Below are 1,520 nucleotides of genomic sequence, written 5' to 3'. Positions count from 1 at the left end.
GCCATAATTAGTTTGCAAATTAACTAAACAGCAGAGGCTAGCATGAACAAACATAGCATACTTTTCATTGGCTTAGATACGCATAAAGAATTTAATGAAGTGGCCTATCTTGAAGATCACCGTGGTACCCAGCCCGTCCATTACGGCCGTATTCCTTCGGCTAAAGCGGCCGTTAAAAAGCTCGTCAGGCAATTTGAATCTAAGTACCCACACGCAACTTTGCACTTCGTCTATGAAGCAGGACCCTGTGGTTACTGGATTTATCGGCTTATCACTAGCCTAGGGCATTGTTGTTATGTGGTGGCCCCGTCGCTTATCCCCAAAAAGCCTGGCGAGCGTGTAAAGACCGATAAGCGTGATGCCATTAAGTTGGTCAAATTACTAAAATCTGAAGACCTCACTCCGATTTATGTTCCGGAGCCGGAAGACGAGGCCGTGCGAGACTTATCTCGCGCTAGAGAAACAGCCATGAAAGATTTGAAAGATGCTAAGTACCAATTAAAAGCGCTGCTTCTGCGCAATAACATCAATTACAGCGGAACAGCAAACTGGTCACTCAAACACCTTAGGTGGCTCACCGAACTGGTGTTGCCTCATCCAGCACAGCAAATCGTGTTGCAAGAATATATCCAAACCATCAATGAACGGATGGACAGGCTGAAACGGCTCGATAATGAACTTGAGTATCAGGTCAGGAGCTGGCGATATTATCCGGTGGTTAAAGCCATTCAGGCGATGCGAGGCGTTCGCTTACTAGTCGCTGCCGGTGTGATTGCCGAACTGGGAGATTTAACCCGCTTTGACCATCCCCGAAAATTAATGAGTTATTTAGGGCTGGTGCCATCGGAACATTCCAGTGGCGGCAAACGTCATTTAGGCGCAATCACCAAATGTGGCAATGGCCGAGCAAGACGGTTACTCGTTGAAGGCGCACACAGTTATCGTTATCAGGCAGCTGTTACGACCGAACTGCAAAAACGGCAGGAAGGTTTACCTAAGTTGATTGTCGATATGGCCTGGCAGGCGCAACTACGGCTATGCCGCCGCTATCAGCGCCTGATGCATAAGGGCAAGCATTACAACGTGGTAGTCACTGCGATTGCCAGAGAAATGGCTGCGTATATCTGGGCAATAGCCAGAGAAACAGTACTAAGTCCGGTCAATCCAAAATTACGTATCGCGAGGGTACCGGCATAAAATGAAAACAGAATTTGAGTTAGCGTATTGGATCAAGCATCGGGTGTGGCACAACCACCGAGGGCGTTAGGATGGCAATGAATAGAAATATTGATTGAACCACGAACATAGACTGAAGACAGGTGCCACGACGGGCTAAGTAAGGTAGGCGCTGCTAATCGACAGATTGGTAATCCACGGATACCAGCATGATAACCGACGACATTACTTGCTTCATTCGATGCGTTAACTCAACTTATTGAGCGACAAACTGATTATTAAGGGCTTAAAAAGTTAGGCAGGCAACGCTGTGTTTAACTTGACAGAGGGAGTCATACCAACGC

Annotated in this window: 1 protein-coding gene; it reads left to right on the top strand. The window is 47.2% G+C overall.

Annotated elements, in window-relative coordinates; genetic code table 11:
* The first annotated feature begins 42 nt into the window (after positions 1-42).
* A complete protein-coding gene (locus tag EXT46_RS18675; RefSeq protein WP_130149074.1) occupies positions 43-1,197 on the top strand; it encodes an IS110 family transposase in 1,155 nt (384 codons plus the stop codon).
* Positions 1,198-1,520 lie beyond the last annotated feature (323 nt).

It is taken from the genome of Pseudoalteromonas sp. CO325X (genome assembly GCF_004208955.1).
Taxonomy (GTDB): Bacteria; Pseudomonadota; Gammaproteobacteria; order Enterobacterales; family Alteromonadaceae; genus Pseudoalteromonas; species Pseudoalteromonas ruthenica.
This window is presented reverse-complemented; position numbering and strand designations above follow the sequence as displayed.